Annotated in this window: 12 protein-coding genes; 6 read left to right on the top strand and 6 right to left on the bottom strand. The window is 73.9% G+C overall.

All coding sequences use genetic code 11. The features are described from left to right. The first annotated feature begins 213 nt into the window (after positions 1 to 213). Complete coding sequence (proP, locus tag IFT72_RS07360; protein WP_192046040.1) at positions 214 to 1,794, top strand: glycine betaine/L-proline transporter ProP; 1,581 nt, start codon at positions 214 to 216, stop codon at positions 1,792 to 1,794. 9 nt (positions 1,795 to 1,803) lie between these two features. Here proP and IFT72_RS07355 read toward each other — a convergent pair whose 3' ends face one another. The 4 genes from IFT72_RS07355 to IFT72_RS07340 all read right to left on the bottom strand — a co-directional run bounded on the left by IFT72_RS07355 (position 1,804) and on the right by IFT72_RS07340 (position 7,154). Further along, on the bottom strand, positions 1,804 to 3,576 hold the full coding sequence (locus tag IFT72_RS07355; protein ID WP_192046039.1) for a dipeptide ABC transporter ATP-binding protein: 1,773 nt from the start codon (positions 3,574 to 3,576) through the stop codon (positions 1,804 to 1,806). Then, positions 3,573 to 4,382: an ABC transporter permease gene (locus IFT72_RS07350; RefSeq protein WP_056056442.1), complete on the bottom strand. Its 810-nt coding sequence runs from the start codon at positions 4,380 to 4,382 to the stop codon at positions 3,573 to 3,575. The genes IFT72_RS07355 and IFT72_RS07350 overlap by 4 nt, the downstream gene beginning before the upstream one ends. Positions 4,383 to 4,483: 101 nt before the next feature. Then, a complete protein-coding gene (locus IFT72_RS07345; RefSeq protein WP_192046038.1) occupies positions 4,484 to 5,536 on the bottom strand; it encodes an ABC transporter permease in 1,053 nt (350 codons plus the stop codon). Further along, on the bottom strand, positions 5,514 to 7,154 hold the full coding sequence (locus IFT72_RS07340; RefSeq protein ID WP_192046037.1) for an ABC transporter substrate-binding protein: 1,641 nt from the start codon (positions 7,152 to 7,154) through the stop codon (positions 5,514 to 5,516). Before IFT72_RS07340 ends, IFT72_RS07345 begins: the two co-directional genes overlap by 23 nt. A gap of 96 nt (positions 7,155 to 7,250) precedes the next feature. Here IFT72_RS07340 and IFT72_RS07335 point away from each other — a divergent pair, with 96 nt between their 5' ends. Next, positions 7,251 to 7,898 (top strand): TetR/AcrR family transcriptional regulator, encoded by a 648-nt coding sequence (locus IFT72_RS07335; RefSeq protein ID WP_185233130.1) that lies wholly within the window; start codon positions 7,251 to 7,253, stop codon positions 7,896 to 7,898. A 20-nt stretch (positions 7,899 to 7,918) separates the two neighbouring features. Here IFT72_RS07335 and IFT72_RS07330 read toward each other — a convergent pair whose 3' ends face one another. Next, a complete protein-coding gene (locus IFT72_RS07330) occupies positions 7,919 to 8,434 on the bottom strand; it encodes a GtrA family protein (RefSeq protein WP_197981312.1) in 516 nt (171 codons plus the stop codon). 300 nt (positions 8,435 to 8,734) lie between these two features. On the opposite strand from IFT72_RS07330, the gene IFT72_RS07325 reads away from it, so the two are divergent. Continuing rightward, complete coding sequence (locus tag IFT72_RS07325; RefSeq protein ID WP_192046036.1) at positions 8,735 to 10,012, top strand: LPXTG cell wall anchor domain-containing protein; 1,278 nt, start codon at positions 8,735 to 8,737, stop codon at positions 10,010 to 10,012. On the opposite strand, the gene IFT72_RS07320 is transcribed toward IFT72_RS07325, so the two are convergent. After that, a complete protein-coding gene (locus IFT72_RS07320; RefSeq protein WP_192046035.1) occupies positions 9,975 to 10,958 on the bottom strand; it encodes a cation diffusion facilitator family transporter in 984 nt (327 codons plus the stop codon). The two genes, IFT72_RS07325 and IFT72_RS07320, sit on opposite strands and share 38 nt — an antisense overlap. Before the next feature lie 280 nt (positions 10,959 to 11,238). Between IFT72_RS07320 and ileS the strand changes: the two genes are divergently transcribed. The 3 genes from ileS to IFT72_RS07305 are packed head-to-tail and all read left to right on the top strand — an operon-like array spanning position 11,239 to position 16,354. Continuing rightward, positions 11,239 to 14,520 carry an isoleucine--tRNA ligase gene (ileS, locus tag IFT72_RS07315; protein WP_192046034.1) on the top strand — a complete coding sequence of 1,094 codons (3,282 nt, stop codon included), beginning with the start codon at positions 11,239 to 11,241 and terminating at the stop codon, positions 14,518 to 14,520. Further along, positions 14,517 to 15,932, top strand: coding sequence for a folylpolyglutamate synthase/dihydrofolate synthase family protein (locus tag IFT72_RS07310; RefSeq protein WP_192046033.1), 1,416 nt, complete (start codon positions 14,517 to 14,519; stop codon positions 15,930 to 15,932). The genes ileS and IFT72_RS07310 overlap by 4 nt, the downstream gene beginning before the upstream one ends. Beyond that, a complete protein-coding gene (locus tag IFT72_RS07305) occupies positions 15,929 to 16,354 on the top strand; it encodes a DUF4233 domain-containing protein (protein WP_192046032.1) in 426 nt (141 codons plus the stop codon). The genes IFT72_RS07310 and IFT72_RS07305 overlap by 4 nt, the downstream gene beginning before the upstream one ends. Positions 16,355 to 16,403: the final 49 nt, after the last annotated feature.

Below are 16,403 nucleotides of genomic sequence, written 5' to 3'. Positions count from 1 at the left end.
CCGGTTCTGTGGGCGGCGCCGTGTCGGTGGTGAGACGCCTGGATGTGGACCAGGTCAGTGTACGCGGGCCGACACGGCCGCCAGGGAAACGTGCGGTCAGCGCAGGGTTGCAGTCACCGCACTGGCGGCTCCGGCGCAGCGCTGCTAGGTTTCGTGGGTTTTTGCCCGACACCGCGGTCGCGCTCCGTCCCCCGATCCGGAGGTACTCGCACCATGTCAGCCAGGAAGAACGCCCCGACGCCCCGTCGTCGAGAACTCACCACCGACGACGTCACCGTCGTCGAGGAGTCGATGCTCAAGCGCGCCGTCAGCGCGGCCGCCCTCGGCAACGCCATGGAGTGGTTCGACTTCGGCGTCTACGCGTACATCACCACCACCATCGCCCAGGTCTTCTTCCCGCCCGGGAACGACGCCCTGAACATCCTCTTCACCTTCGGCACCTTCACGGCCGCCTTCGTCGTCCGGCCGATCGGCGGCGCCTTCTTCGGCCCGCTCGGCGACCGCATCGGTCGGCAGAAGGTGCTCGCCATGACGATGATCCTGATGGCCGCGGGCACGCTCGCGATCGGCCTGATCCCCTCCTACGCGACCATCGGGGTGTGGGCACCGATCCTGCTGCTGCTGGCGCGACTCCTGCAGGGCTTCTCGACCGGAGGCGAGTACGGCGGCGCCGCCACCTTCATCGCCGAGTACTCGCCCGACAAGCGACGCGGCTTCATGGGCTCGTGGCTCGAGTTCGGCACCCTGGGCGGCTACGTGCTGGGCGCCTCCCTCGTGACCGCGCTGCAGCTCGGCCTGAGCGAGGAGGCCCTGCTCGGCTGGGGCTGGCGCATCCCGTTCATCGTCGCGGGCCCGCTCGGCCTGATCGGGCTGTACCTGCGGCTCAAGCTGGAGGAGACCCCGGCCTTCCAGAAGCAGCAGGCGGAGGCCTCCGAGCGCGAGCACCAGAAGGTGCCGCTCCTGGCGCTCTTCCGCGAGAACTGGCGCGCCCTGCTCGTCTGCGTCGGCCTCGTGCTCGTCTTCAACGTCACCGACTACATGCTGCTGTCGTACATGCCGACCTACCTGTCGAACACCCTCGGGCGCGACGCGACCAGCGGGCTGCTCTTCATCATCGTCGTGATGGTGCTGATGATGCTCGTCATCACCTTCGGCGGGCGGCTCAGCGACCGCTTCGGCCGGCGCCCCGTGCTCTTCGCGGGCTGCATCGGCTTCCTGGTGCTGTCGTTCCCGGCGCTCCGCATGGTGCAGAGCGAGAACGGCGTGCTGTCGTTCGCGGGCCTGCTCGTGCTCGGCCTCGTGCTCGTCACGTTCACGTCGACCATGCCGTCGACGCTGCCCGCGCTCTTCCCCACGATCATCCGCTACGGCGCCCTCGCGATCGCCTTCAACGTGTCGGTGTCGCTCTTCGGCGGCACGACCCCGCTCGCGACCGAGGCGCTCGTCGTCTGGGCCGAGGGCCGCGGCTTCGGCTGGGCCCACGACATCCCCGCCTTCTACCTGATGGCGGCCGCCGTGATCGGCCTCGTCGCCGTGTGGTTCACGAAGGAGACCGCGAACGAGCCGCTGCTCGGCTCGGGGCCGACCGTGGCCACCGAGGCCGAGGCGCACGAGCTGATCGAGGCCTACCGCGACGAGACCAGCGAGGTGGCGCGGTCGGACTGGGGCCTCGCGTTCGCGGACTCCGGGCCGATCGCGGTGATCCGCCCGGAGGGCCAGGGCGGCGAGGGCGACCGCACGGGCGAGGGCGAGCTCGGCGGGCGGCCCGCCGCCGCGGAGCCGACGCGCTCGTAGGGGACTGGCTCAGGGCCGGGCGGCCAGCAGCGCCCGCGTGTACGGGTGCTGCGGCTCGCCGAACACCCGGGCCGCACGGCCGTGCTCGACGACGCGACCGTGCTGCATCACCGCGACGTGGTCGCTCATGTGGGCGACCACGTCGAGGTCGTGCGAGATGAACAGGTACGCCAGCCCCTCCTCGCGCTGCAGCTCGTCGAGCAGGTCGAGCACCTGCGCCTGCACCGAGACGTCGAGGGCCGACACCGGCTCGTCGCAGACGACCACGCGGGGCCGGGGGGCCAGGGCCCGCGCGACGGCGACCCGCTGCCGCTGACCCCCGGAGAGCGTGCCGGGGCGTCGCTCGGCGACGTCGGCGGCGAGGCCCACCCGGTCGAGCAGCCCCTCGACCTCGGTCGACACCCGCCCCGGCCGGGTGACGCGCCCGCTCGTCACGGCGTCGGCGAGCAGCTGGCCCACCGTCCAGCGGGGGTCGAACGAGCTCGCCGGGTCCTGGTAGACCGCCCCCAGCAGGGCTCGTCGCCCCCGGCGCTCCCGCTCGCGCAGCGGTGCCCACGGCTCGCCGAGCAGCGTCACCGCCCCGTCGTCGGGGTCGTCGAGGCCCAGCAGGAGGCGCGCGGTCGTGGTCTTGCCGCTCCCGGACGCGCCCACCAGGCCGAGCGTCTCGCCGGCGCGCAGCTCGAACGAGACGTCGTCGACGGCGACGCGGGGCGTGCTGCCCCGCACCGGGAACGCCCGGCGCAGCCCGCTCGCGGCGAGCACCACCTCCGGCGCCGGCCCGGCTCCGACCCGCGATGAACCGCGTTCCGTTCCATGGACCGCGGTGGAGCGCAGTTCATGGAACGGAACGCGGTCCTCGGCGGAGGGCACCGGCGCGGGAGGCGCGGGGCGGGCAGGCGCGGAGGGCACGGGCGCGGGAGGCGCGGGGCGGTCAGGTGCGGAGGGCACGGGCGCGGGAGGCGCGGAGCGGGCAGGTGCGGAGGGCGCGGGCGACAGCCGGGCGCCGCGGGCCACGCCGCGCGGCAGGGCCGCGAGCAGCAGCCGCGTGTAGTCGTGCCGAGGGTCGCCGAGCACCTGCTCGGTCGGCCCCGTCTCGACGACGACGCCGGCGCGCATCACCACCACCCGGTCGGCGAGCCGACGCACGACGCCGAGGTCGTGGCTGATCGCGAGCACCGCGGTGCCGCCGTCGCGGAGCGCCGCCAGGCGGTCGACGACCAGCCCCTGCACCTCGGCGTCGAGGGCCGTCGTCGGCTCGTCGGCGACGACGAGCTCGGGGCGCAGCACGAGCGCCGCGGCGATCAGGGCCCGCTGACGCAGCCCGCCCGACAGCTCTCCCGACCGCTGCCCGAGCCGCGCCTCCGGCTCGGGCATGCCCACCTCGACCAGCGCCTCCAGCGCGCGCTCCCGGCGGCCCCGCGGCCCGAGGGACGTGTGGAGGCGGAGGGCGTCGTCGATCTCGCGGCCGATCGGTCGCAGCGGATCGAGCGACACGAGCGCGTCCTGCAGCACCAGCCCCATGCGCGGCCCGCGGACGGCACGCCAGCCGCGCTCGCCGAGGGCCGTGAGGTCGGTGTCGCCGAGGCGGAGGCCCCGGGCCGTGGCCCGGCCGCCGCTCAGGCCGAGCAGCGACCGTGCGGTGACGCTCTTGCCCGAGCCCGACTCGCCCACGATCGCGACGCACTCGCCGGCCGACACCGAGAACGAGACGTCGTCGACGACCGGCCGCCCGCCGAAGGCGACGGAGAGCCCGTCGACCTGGAGCAGCGCCGAGCCGCTCACGAGGTGCCCCCGCGTCGGGCGAGGCCGCGGCCGACGATCGTCGACGCCGCCGCCGTGACGACGACCGCGAGGCCGGGGAAGACGGTCATCCACCAGGCGACCTGCACGTAGGTGCGGCCGGCCGAGAGCATCGCGCCCCACTCCGGCGCCGGCGGGGGCGAGCCCAGGCCGAGGTAGCTCAGCGAGGAGGCCCAGACGACGGCCTGCCCCAGGCCGAGCGTCGCCAGCACGACCACGGGCGCGAGGGCGTTGGGCAGCACGTGCCGCAGCAGCACCGTCGACGGCCGGCGGCCGAGCACGACGGCGGCCTCGACCATGGCCGAGCGCCGTACGCGGCGCACCTGGGTCCGCACGATGCGCGCGTAGCCGGGCGCGGTGGCGAGGCCGACGGCGAGCGTCGCGGGCACGGCGCCGGGCCCGGTGAAGGCGATCACGACCAGCGCGAGCAGCAGGCCCGGCAGGGCGAAGAGCACCTCGAGCAGGCGGCTGACGCCCGCGTCGGCGACGCGCCCGGGCCAGCGCCCGTCGCCGAAGCCGGCGGCCACGCCCAGCAGCACGCCGAGGCCGGTGCCGATGAGGGTCGCGACGGCGCCGATCGTCAGCGACGCGCCGGCGCCGTGCACGATCCGCGTCCAGATGCCGCGCCCCGACTCGTCGGTGCCGAGGGGGTGCGCGAGCGACGGTGCGCCGAAGGCGTCGGCCGGCGACACGGCGAGGGGGTCGCCGGGCGCCAGGAGCCCCGGCGCGACCGCGGCCACGACGATCACCGCGAGCACGACGGCGGCCACGGCCTCGACGGGCCGCACGCGCCTCCGGGGTCTCCGGCGGCCGGAGCCCGACCGCGGCGGCGCGGGCGGCGCCGACGGCTCCGACGGCCCCGGCGCCCCCGGCAGCACGGGCAGCACCGTCACGAGGCCCGCTCCCGTGGGTCGACGGCGCGCTCCGCGAGGTCGCCGAGAGCGACGACCACGACGTAGGCGAGGGCGGAGGCCAGGGCCACGCCGGTGACGAGGGGCACGTCGCGGAGCGTCACCGCACCGAGCAGGGTGCGCCCGAGGCCCGGCCGGGCGAAGACCGACTCGACGACGACGGCGCCGCTGAGCAGCGAGCCGAACGCCCACCCCGACAGGGCCAGCCCCGGCAGCGCGGCGTGCCGCAGCAGGTGCCGACGGAACAGCCCCGAGGTCGACTCGCCCCGGGCCCGCGCCGTCACGGCGAACGGGGCGGACGCCGCGTCGAGCAGGGAGTCGCGGGTCACCTGCCCGAGGAACCCCGCCACCGGGATCGCCAGGGTCACCACCGGCAGCACGAGGCCGACGGGCGTGCCCGTGCTGACCGGGGGCAGCAGGCCGAGCTGCGTGCTGAAGACGAGGACGAGCACGCTCGCGAGCCAGAAGTGCGGCACCGCGGCGGCGACGACCTCGAGCGCCGACGAGACGGCGGACGCCGCCCGCCCGCCGAGGGTCGCCCACCAGGCCGTGCCGAGGGCGATCAGCCAGGCGACGACGAGCGACGCGAGCGCGAGGGCGAGGGTGCCGGGCAGCTGCTCGAGCAGCAGCCCGGCCACGTCGGCCCGGAGCGACCACGACGTGCCGAGGTCGCCGGTGACGAGGCGCCCCAGCTGCTGGAGGTACTGCACGACGAGGGGCTGGTCGAGGCCGTACTGCTCGCGCACGAGGGCGAGGGCCTCGGCCGACGCCTGCGAGCCCGGCCCGCCGAGGATCGCCTCGGCCGGGTCGCCCGGCACGAGCCGCACCGCGAAGAAGATGAGGGTCGCCACGGCCCAGAGCACCAGCACCGCGCCGGCCAGGCGACCGACGACCCACCGCAGGGCCCGCTCGGCCGACCCGCGACTCCTGCCCGACCGGCCGCCGACCGCGCTCCGTCGGGGCGACGGAGGGGCGACGACCGAGCCGGCCCCGGCCCCGGCCCCGGCCTCAGCCGGTGACGGAGGCGTCATACAGGGTGACCGCCTGCACCGGGGGCAGCGCGCGGACGCCGGTGACCGACGAGCCGACGAGGTAGTGGTTCTGCTGGTCGTAGAGGGGCAGCACGGTGCGGCTCTCGAGCACGATCTGCTGGGCCTGCTGGTAGAGGTCGGCGCGCTCGTCGGCGTCGGACGTCTGGGAGGCGCGGGTCAGCAGGTCGTCGAGGGCCGGGTCGGAGAGCTGGGCGTGGTTGGCGAAGTAGCCGCTCGGCGCCGGGGTGATGCCCGACGTGTCGAACAGGATGCGGAGCACGTCGGGGCCGACCTTCGTGTACGGCGCGCTGACCAGGTCGTAGTCGTCGCTCGCGAGGGCGCCGTACCAGCTCGAGAGGTCGAGGGGCTGCAGCACGACCTCGAACCCGAGCGACTTGGCCCCGGCCTGGATCTGCTCGAAGAGCGACTGCTCGGCCGGGATGGACTGGTTCGTGCTGACCGGGAAGGTCAGCGACAGGCGCGTGCCGTCCTTGGTGCGGTAGCCCTCGCTGTCGCGCCCCGTCCAGCCGGCCTCGTCGAGCAGGTCGCCGGCGGCGTCGGCGTCGACCTCGAACAGCGACGGGTCGGAGTAGGCGAGCGGCTCGACGCTCGACAGGGCGCTGTACGAGCGCTCGGCGGTGCCGAAGAAGAGCGAGTCGATCGCGTCGTCGACGTCGACGCCCGTGACGAACGCCTCGCGCACCCGCTCGTCGTCGAAGGGAGCCTTGCCCGAGTTCAGCTCGAGACGGTTGGAGGCGCCGGGCCGCGGGGCGTCGATCTCGCTGATCGCGTCGTCCTTCTCCGCGGCGACGAGGGTGTCGGGCTGCGCGTTGTCGATCACGTCGACCTGGCCGGCCTGGAGGGCCGCGTAGCGCGCCGCGGAGTCGGGGATGAACCGCCAGACGACGCTCTCGAGGTGGGCGGGGCCGGTGTGGTCGGCGTCGGCGGGCGGCGACGAGTAGTCGTCGTTGCGCGACAGCTCGACCTGCTCCTGCTTCGTCCACGAGTCGACGACGAAGGGGCCGGTGCCGACGGGCGACTCGCAGTTGACCTCCTGGGGCCGCTGGAGCGCCTCGGGCGACTCCATCGCGAGCCACGGCTGCGTGAGCGACTCGAGCAGGGCGCTGTCGGGCGTGCTCAGGTCGATGCGGGCCGTCAGGTCGTCGACGGCCTCGACGCCGGTCACCTTCGCGAGGGCGAGGTAGCCCGTCGACGACAGCGTGGAAGGGTCCTGCACGTGGGCCACGTTCGCGGCGACCGCGGCGGCGTCGAAGGGGGTGCCGTCGGTGAACGTCACGTCGGGCTTCAGGGTGAAGGTCCAGCTCAGGCCGTCGCTCGCCTCCGTCCACGACTCGGCGAGCCAGGGCACGATCTCGCCGTCGGCGTCCTTCGACACGAGCGACTCGGCGTACTGGGTCGAGATGAGGGCCTGCGGGTAGTTGCCGCCGACGTGCGGGTCGAGGCACGTGGGCTCGGCGTCGCCGGTCGCGTAGGTGAGGGTGCCGCCCTCGACGGGAGCCGCGGAGTCGCCGGCGTCGTCCGCCCCGGCGGTGCACCCGGCCAGCGCCAGGGCGCCGACGGTCGCGAGGGCGAGGAAGGGGAGGGGGCGCGTGCGCATGGTGCTCCGGAGGATCACGGGGTGGCCGGGGGAGGGGCGGCATTGTTGTACTCAGTACAAACGGGCCGCCACCGAGTGTACCGGCATGATGGGGCCATGTCCGACGACGCCCTCCGACGCCCCGACGACGCCCCGGCACGGCCCCTCGGGCGCCCGCGTCGGTCGTCGGCCGAGATGCTCGCCGACGCCGCGGCGGAGCTCTTCCTCGAGGCCGGGTGGTCGGGCACGACCGTCGACCACGTCGCCCGGCGGGCCGGGGTCAGCCGGGGCACGTTCTTCAACTGGTTCGACGCGAAGTCCGACCTCTTCTGGGTCGACCTCGACGCGAGCACGGCCGGTCTCGGCGACCTGCTCCGCGCCTCCTCGGGGCTCTCTCCCGTCCGGGCCGTGGCGGCGGCGCTGGTGGCCGTCGCCCGGCAGCACCCGGCCGACCGGGTGCCCTGGGCGCTGACCCAGGCCGACGCGATGGGCCTCGGCGACGAGGTGGTGGCGTCGGCGGCGGTGAGGGGCGTGCGGCTGAGGGCGGTCGTCGCGGCGTACCTGGCGGAGGCGGCCGGGCGCCCCCGGGACGACCTCGACGTCGAGGTGGCCGCGTCGGTGCTGCTCGCGGCGGCGGCCACCTCGGTCGTGACGTGGGCGGGCTCCGGCGTCGGCAGGCCGGCCCTCGGCGACGTCGTGGAGCGGGCGCTCGGCCCCGTCGCGGACGGCCTGGACGACCGTCTGCCGCCGACCGGCGGGGCCTGACCGGGTGCCGGTCGCGCGGGCTAGCGGGCGGGGGTCGGGGTGGACGCCGTGGAGGGCGACGTCGGCGACAGGACATCGTCGAGCTCGGCGCGCTTCGGGAAGACGAACTTGTTCATGGCCCAGTAGCGGAAGACCATCGCGATCATGGTGCCGATCACGGGGCCGCTGACGAAGTCGGCGATCTCCTGGTGGGTCCGCGTGACGTTCGGCACCTCCAGGTCGAGCCCGTAGCGGGAGAGGTAGAGGGGCGCCGAGTTGAGGCCGATGCCGATGACGCTGACGATGACGAACAAGAGCATCTCGTAGGCGGTGTGGCGGTCGCCGCGGTCGTCGAACGACCACTTCTTGTTCAGCACGTACGAGACGACGGTCGCGACGATCGTCCCCACCGCGAGCGCGGTGACCGGGTGCTGGGGGATCACGAAGAGCTTGAGGCCGTAGTTGATGACCATCGTGATGACGAAGCCGATGCCCCCGACCACCAGGAAGCGGAGGACGGAGGGGTTGGCCTTCACGAGCCGGATCAACGAGTGCACGAGGGGCACGGTACCCGCTCGGGCTAAGAGCGAGCCGGGACTGTCCCCCTGGCGCGGGGGTCGCGACCGGAGGCGCAGGGACGTCCTCCCGACGGCGCCCCGGGCAGGCACGAGCTCGCCCGGCGTGATGACCCCCGTCCGCCGAGCGGATGACATCCGGCCACGGAACGGTCACGGGGTGAGGTCGGCTCGTCTCTGATGGGTACGGTCGTGTCGAGCGGCCCGTGCGGGGCCGGAGCGCGCTGCCCGGGGTGGGTCGGGGGTGCCGCGTCGAGCTCGGCCCACACGAGAGAGAAGACCATGAAGAAGAACGTGTCGGCCGCCGTGGCGCTGCCGACTCTCGTCGCCATCGCCCTGGGGGGGCTCCTGACGGCAGCACCGGCGGCGTCCGCCGCACCGGCTGCGGTCGAGCAGATCGAGCAGGTCGAGCAGGTCGAGCAGATCGAGCAGATCGAGCAGGTCGAGCAGGTCGAGCAGGTCGAGCAGGTCGAGCAGATCGAGCAGACCGTCGGAGGCGCGGTGCCGGTCGACGAGACCGCCACGCCCCCGGCACCGGACGCCGAGGCGGAGGCGAGCACGACCGCGCCTGTCGCCCCGGCGCCGATCGTCGCCCCGGCACCCTCCGTCGCGGCGGCGCCGACGACCACCTTCCGCCTCGTCAGCCCCGTGTCGGGGAGCACGACGACCTCCCTCGGGTACGAGGTCGTGGTGGAGACCGACGTCGTCGGCGGGTCGCTCGCGGTCCTCGACCGGGACGGCGTCGAGGTCCACGGCGTGTCCGGGGTCTCGGGGCCCGTGGTCAGCCTCCGCGTGACCCTGGCCGACGACGCCGTCGCCGAGCAGTCGGCGACCGTCGTGCTGAGCGACGCCGGTGGCGCCGAGGTCGGGCGCCGGACCGTCGACTTCACGGTCGACGTGCCGGTCTCTCCTGCGCCCTCCGTCGTCGCGCCGGCGGAGGGGGAGGTCGTCGTGGGCGCGGCCTCGCCCTACCTCGGTGGTGCCGTCGAGTTCGTGATGACGGGCCGAGGCGTCGTCGGCTCGCAGCCCGCGGTGCGGTTCGAGGCGCTCGACGACCAGCAGGGATGGGGCTCGGACGACCAGCCCGGCCGGGTCGGGGCCGACGGCACCTGGACCTGGCGGACCGTGCTCCCCTCCGGGAGATGGAGCGCGAGCGTCGCCCAGTACGTCCCCGGCGACCCCACGCCCGTCGCCCCGGGCGACGGAGCCCCTCCGCTGTCCAGGCTGTCTCCCGCCGTCGCGCGGTCCTTCACCCTGGTGGCACCGGCAGCCCCGGCGCCGCCGGCCGTGCCGACCGCCGTCGTGCCCGCCGTGTCGGTGGCGCCGACCCTGAGCGCCCCGACGGGGCGTGGCTCCGCGCCCTCGGCGGCCGGTCGTGACCGCCGCCTCGCGCACACGGGCGACGACTCCGCCCGTGCCCTCGTCGCCGCGGGCCTGCTGCTCTCCGCGGCGGGAGCCGCTGTGGTGGTGCTGACCCGGCGCCGTCGCGGGTCCGCCGGAGCACCGGCCTCGACCGCTCCGGTCAGCGACGCGGCTGCAGGCTCGGCTCGTCGGGCGTAGCCAGCGTCAGCACCGCCTCCTCCACCGCGTCGTGCTGCTCGAGCTCGCGCTCGACGCGGCGGAGGGCGACGGCGACGTGCTCCTCGGTGTCGTCGCCGCGCATGTCGACGGCGGCGACGAGGTAGAGCCGGCCCGGCCCGACGAACTCCGTGTGCAGGTAGGTCACGCGGTCGATCTCGGACCGGGCCAGCAGCCGGGCGAGCACCGTCGACTCCAGCTCGTCGCTCGGGCTCTCGCCGACCAGGAAGCGCCGGTTGCGGTCGACGAGCACGAGGGCCACGACGCCGAGCAGCACGCCGACGAGGATGGACCCGACGGCGTCGTAGACGGCCGAGCCGGTCAGCTGGTGCAGCAGGATGCCGAGGAAGGCGATGACGAGGCCGACCAGGGCCGCGGCGTCCTCCGCGAAGACCGCACGCAGGGTCGAGTTCGAGCTGCGTAGCACGAAGCGCAGGGTCGGCAGCTGCCGCTCGCGGGCGCTGCCCCGGGCCTGGCGGAGGGCCTGGGTGAACGAGATGCCCTCGAGCACGAACGCGACCGCCAGCACGACGTAGTTGACGAGGTAGTCCTCGGCCTCCTCCGCGGCGCCGAGCTGCGAGATGCCGTGCTGGATCGAGACCACCGCGCCGACGGTGAAGAGGCCGAACGCGGCGAACATCGACCAGACGTAGGTCTCCTTGCCGTAGCCGAGGGGGTGGTCGGCGTCCCTCTGCTTCACGCCGCGCTTGTCGGCGACGAAGAGGAAGACCTCGTTGCCCGTGTCGGCCCAGGAGTGCGCCGACTCCGCCACCATCGAGGCCGACCCGGTCAGGAACGCCGCGACCGTCTTCGCGACCGCCACGAGCAGGTTCGCGAGGAACGCGACGACCACCGTGAGCGAGCTCTCCGGCTTCGGGGCGGAGCCGGGGCCCGGCGACGGGTCGGTGGTCGGGGGTGCTGTCGTCATGGACTCGATGATGCACGCCCTGCACCGATCGCGCCGCGCCTCCTCGACGCGTACGATGTGACGTGCATCGATCCGGCCATCACCGGGGAGCACTCGGAAGAACGCGGAGACCTGCCCCTCGGGGCCGGCAGCCGCCGGTAGAACCGAGCGGGGCAGGCCCGTCACAGCCGCAGAGCGAGTGGTCGGCCCGTGAGGGCCGGCAAGCGGGGTGGTACCGCGACCTCCGAGGCCCCTCGGCGGTCGTCCCCGTGGACGGACATCCGCACCACCTGGAGTTCCCATGGCCTACCAGCCGGTACCCGCGTCACCCCGGTTCCCCGACGTCGAGCAGGGCGTCCTCGCCTTCTGGAAGGGCGACGACACCTTCCGCGAGTCGATCCGTGCCCGGGAGGGCCGCGACGAGTGGGTCTTCTACGACGGCCCGCCGTTCGCCAACGGCCTGCCGCACTACGGCCACCTGCTGACGGGCTACGCGAAGGACGTCTTCCCGCGGTACCAGACGATGCGCGGCAAGCAGGTGCACCGCCGCTTCGGCTGGGACACCCACGGGCTGCCCGCCGAGCTCGAGGCGATGCGCCAGCTCGGCATCACCGAGAAGCACCAGATCGACGAGATGGGCATCGGCGAGTTCAACGCCGCGGCCCGTGGCTCGGTCCTGCGCTACACCGACGAGTGGCAGCAGTACGTCACGCGCCAGGCGCGCTGGGTCGACTTCGAGGACGACTACAAGACCCTCGACGTCAGCTACATGGAGAGCGTGCTCTGGGCGTTCAAGCAGCTGCACGACAAGTCGCTCGCCTACGAGGGGTTCCGCGTGCTGCCCTACTGCTGGCACGACCAGACCCCCCTGTCGAACCACGAGCTGCGCATGGACGACGACGTCTACAAGATGCGCCAGGACCAGACCGTCACGGTCGCCTTCCCGCTCGTCGGCGCCAAGGCCGAGTCGCTCGGCCTCACCGGCGTCGAGGCCCTCGCCTGGACGACCACGCCCTGGACCCTGCCCACGAACATGGCGCTCGCCGTGGGGCCGGCCATCGACTACGTGACCGTGCCCCACGCCCTGCTGCCGGGCGAGCGCACCGGCGACCAGGAGCTGCTGACCGGCAGCGTCTTCCTGCTCGCCGCCGACACCCTCGCCGCCTACGCCCGCGACCTCGGCTACGAGTCCGCAGAGGCGGCGGAGGCCGCGGTCACGGCGCACTTCGCCGGCGCCGAGCTCGCCGACGTCGAGTACGACCGCATCTGGGACGTCTACGCCGACACCGAGACCTGGGGCACCGAGAACGCCTGGCGCCTCCTCGTCGCCGACTACGTCGCCACCGGCGAGGGCACCGGCATCGTGCACCAGGCCCCCGCCTACGGCGAGGACGACCAGCTGGTCTGCGCCGCCGCGGGCATCCCCGTGATCGTGTCCGTCGACGAGGCCGGGCGCTTCCTGCCGATGTTCGACGAGCTGGGCGTCGCCGGCCTCCAGGTGTTCGAGGCCAACAAGACGCTGGTGCAGCGCCTGCGCGCCGACGGGCGCCTGGTGCGCCTGGCGAGCTACGAGCACAGCTACCCGCACTGCTGGCGCTGCCGCAACCCGCTCATCTACAAGGCCGTCTCGAGCTGGTTCGTCCGCGTCACGGAGTTCCGCGACCGGATGGGCGAGCTCAACCAGGAGATCACCTGGGTGCCCGAGAACGTCAAGGAGGGGCAGTTCGGCAAGTGGGTCGCCGGCGCCCGCGACTGGTCGATCTCGCGCAACCGCTACTGGGGCTCGCCCATCCCCGTGTGGCGCAGCGACGACCCCGCCTACCCGCGGACGGACGTCTACGGCTCGCTCGCCGAGCTCGAGGCCCACTTCGGGCGCCTGCCGCTCAACGAGCAGGGCGAGCCCGACCTGCACCGCCCGTACATCGACGACCTCACGCGGCCGAACCCCGACGACCCGACCGGGCAGAGCACGATGCGCCGCATCGAGGACGTCTTCGACGTCTGGTTCGACTCGGGCTCGATGCCCTTCGCGCAGGTGCACTTCCCGTTCGAGAACCGCGACTGGTTCGAGACGCACGCGCCTGCCGACTTCATCGTCGAGTACATCGGGCAGACGCGCGGCTGGTTCTACGTCATGCACGCGCTCTCGACCGCGCTGTTCGACCGGCCGGCGTTCTCGAACGTCATCAGCCACGGCATCGTGCTCGGCTCCGACGGCCAGAAGATGTCGAAGAGCCTCCGCAACTACCCCGACGTGAGCGAGGTCTTCGACCGTGACGGGGCCGACGCGATGCGCTGGTTCCTGATGTCGAGCTCGGTGATCCGCGGCGGCAACCTCGTCGTCACCGAGGAGGGCATCCGCGAGGGCGTCCGGCAGTTCCTGCTGCCGCTCTGGAGCACGTACTACTTCTTCACCCTCTACGCGAACGCGGCCGAGGCCGACGGGTCGGGAGGCGCGGGTCGGCACGTCGCGGACGGCTACGTCGCGCGGTGGCGCACCGACTCGACCGACGTGCTCGACCGCTACCTGCTCGCGAAGACCCGCCGCCTCGTCACCGAGGTCGAGGGCCACCTCGACGCGCTCGACTCGCCCCTGGCGGCCGCGGCCCTCCGCGACTTCGCCGACGTGCTGACGAACTGGTACGTCCGCCGGTCGCGCGACCGCTTCTGGGCCGGCACCGACCACGACGCCTTCGACACCCTGTTCACGGTGCTCGAGACGCTCACCCGCGTCGCGGCGCCCCTCGCCCCGCTCGTCACGGAGGAGATCTGGAAGGGCCTCACCGGCGGCCGCAGCGTGCACCTCGCCGACTGGCCCGACGCCTCCGCCTTCCCGGCCGACGACGCGCTCGTCGATGCGATGGACGCCGTGCGCGCCATCGCGTCGTCCGGTCTCGCGCTGCGCAAGGCGACCGGCCTGCGGGTCCGCCTGCCGCTCGCGCGCCTCACGGTGGTCGCGCCCGACACCGCGGGCCTCGAGCCGTTCCGCGCCATCCTCCGCGACGAGCTCAACGTCAAGGACGTCGTCCTCACCGCGCTGACGGAGGAGAGCCTCGGCGAGTGGGGCGTCACCCGCAAGCTGACGGTCAACGCCCGCGCGGCCGGCCCCCGCATCGGCAAGCAGGTGCAGCAGGTCATCCCCGCCGCGAAGAAGGGCGACTGGGAGGCGCGGGGCGAGACGGTCGTGGTGGGCGGCGTCGAGCTGCTGCCCGGCGAGTTCACGCTCGAGCTGGCCGTCGCCGACCCGTCGGCGGCGATCGCGTTCGTCGGCGACGGCGGCTTCGTGCTGCTCGACACCGCGACCACGCCCGAGCTCGAGGCCGAGGGCCTCGCGCGCGACGTCGTCCGGGCCGTGCAGCAGGCCCGCAAGGCGGCCGGCCTCGACGTCGGCGACCGGGTCGTCACGACCCTCGTCGTCGAGCCCGGCTCGGCCGCCGCGATCGAGGCGCACCGCGCGCTGATCGCGGGCGAGACCCTGACGACCGAGCTGGTCGTCGACGTGCAGGACGACGTCGCGACGCGCGACGAGAGGGTCGCCGTCGGTTCCGGCGCGGCCGTGACGGTGGAGGTCCGACGAGCATGAGCCCGAAGAAGAAGAAGAGCGACGCCGAGGGCACGGGCGGGGGCGCGGCCGACGGCGGCGAGTTCGCCGAGGGCGCCCGCCGCGTCTACGACGAGCTGCTCGCGCGCGTCGGCGAGCAGGCCCCGCAGCCGCGGCTCGCGGCGACGCGTCGGGCCGCCGAGCTGCTCGGCGACCCGCAGCGCGCCTACCCGGTGATCCACGTGACGGGCACGAACGGCAAGACCTCGACGAGCCGCATGATCGAGAGCGTGCTGCGCTCGTACGGCCTGCGCACCGGCCTCATGACGAGCCCGCACCTGACGCGCGTCAACGAGCGCATCGTCGTCGACGGCGAACCGATCAGCGACGAGCTGCTCGTGGCGAACTGGGACGACATCCAGCCCTACCTCCAGATGACCGACGGCGAGCTCACGGCGGCGGGGGAGCAGCCCCTGACCTTCTTCGAGGCGCTCACCGTGCTGGCCTTCGCCTGCTTCGCCGACGCCCCCGCCGACGTCGTCGTGCTCGAGGTCGGCATGGGCGGCGAGTGGGACAGCACGAACGTCGCCGACGGCCAGGTCGCCGTCTTCACGCCGATCGCCCTCGACCACACGCAGCGCCTCGGCTCGACGGTCGACGCCATCGCCCGCACGAAGGCCGGCATCGTCAAGCCGTCGGCCTCGGTCGTCAGCGCCTCCCAGCAGCCGGAGGCGCTGGCCGAGCTGCAGAGGGCGGCCGACCTCACCGAGTCCACGCTCGCGGTCGAGGGCACCGCGTTCGGCGTCGAGTCGACCACGGTCGCGGTCGGCGGGCAGCTGATCACCGTCCGCGGCCTCGCCGGCCGCTACGACGACCTCCTGCTGCCCCTCTTCGGCGACCACCAGGCGCAGAACGCGGCGGTCGCGATCGCCGCCGTCGAGTCGTTCCTCGGCAGCGGCTCGCAGGCGCTCGACCACGACGTGCTGGCCGAGGGGCTCGCCGCCGTGACGTCGCCCGGTCGCCTCCAGATCGTGGCCAACGAGCCCACCATCCTCGTCGACGCGGCGCACAACCCCCACGGGGCGCGGGCCCTCGCGAAGGCGCTCGACGACTACTTCCAGTTCGGGCGCGTCGTGGCCGTGCTCGGGGTGCTCGCCGACAAGGACGCCGCCGGCATCGTCCGGGCGCTCTCCGGCACGGTGCAGCAGTTCGTCGTGACGAGCAGCGACTCCGAGCGCGCCGTCGACGCCGACGAGCTCGCCGCGATCGCGGTGGGCGTCGTCGGCGCCGACCGCGTCGTGGTCGAGACCGACCTCGTCGCGGCGCTCCGCACCGCCCGCGACCTCGCGGAGGAGACCGAGGGCGACGAGCCCGGCGGCGTCGTCGTCACCGGGTCGATCACGCTGGTCGGCGACGTGCTCGCGCTGGCGCAGGCCCCGGGCGGTCTCTCGTGACCGCGACGCCGCCTCCTGAGGGCCCCCCGGCGGGCACCCGCCCGGGCGGCCGACGCCCCGGGCGCCGACGCGGCGCGGCCGAGAGCCTGCTCTCGATCGTGCTCGTGCTCGAGGCGCTGTCGCTGTTCTTCGTGATGCTCGTCGTCAACGGCCGCGACCTGCTGCCGACGGCCGTGGCCTTCGGCGGCGGGTTCGCCGCCATCGTCGTCGTCATGCTCGTCTCGCGCACGACGCGCTGGCCCTGGGGCATCGCGCTCGGCTGGGTCGTGCAGGCGGGCCTCGTGGCCTGCGGGCTGCTCGACCCCGTCATGTACGTCGTCGCGGCTCTGTTCGTCGCCATCTGGACCTACTGCCTGATCAAGGGCACCCAGCTCGACCGTCTCAACGCCGCCCGCTACGGTGGGCCCGGCGACGCGGCGTGAGCCGGCCCGGCCGACCCGACCACACCGACCCTCCCGCCATCACACCAGA

Origin of the sequence: Frigoribacterium sp. CFBP 8754, assembly GCF_014841815.1 — a bacterium.
Classification (GTDB): domain Bacteria; phylum Actinomycetota; class Actinomycetes; order Actinomycetales; family Microbacteriaceae; genus Frigoribacterium; species Frigoribacterium endophyticum.
This window is presented reverse-complemented; position numbering and strand designations above follow the sequence as displayed.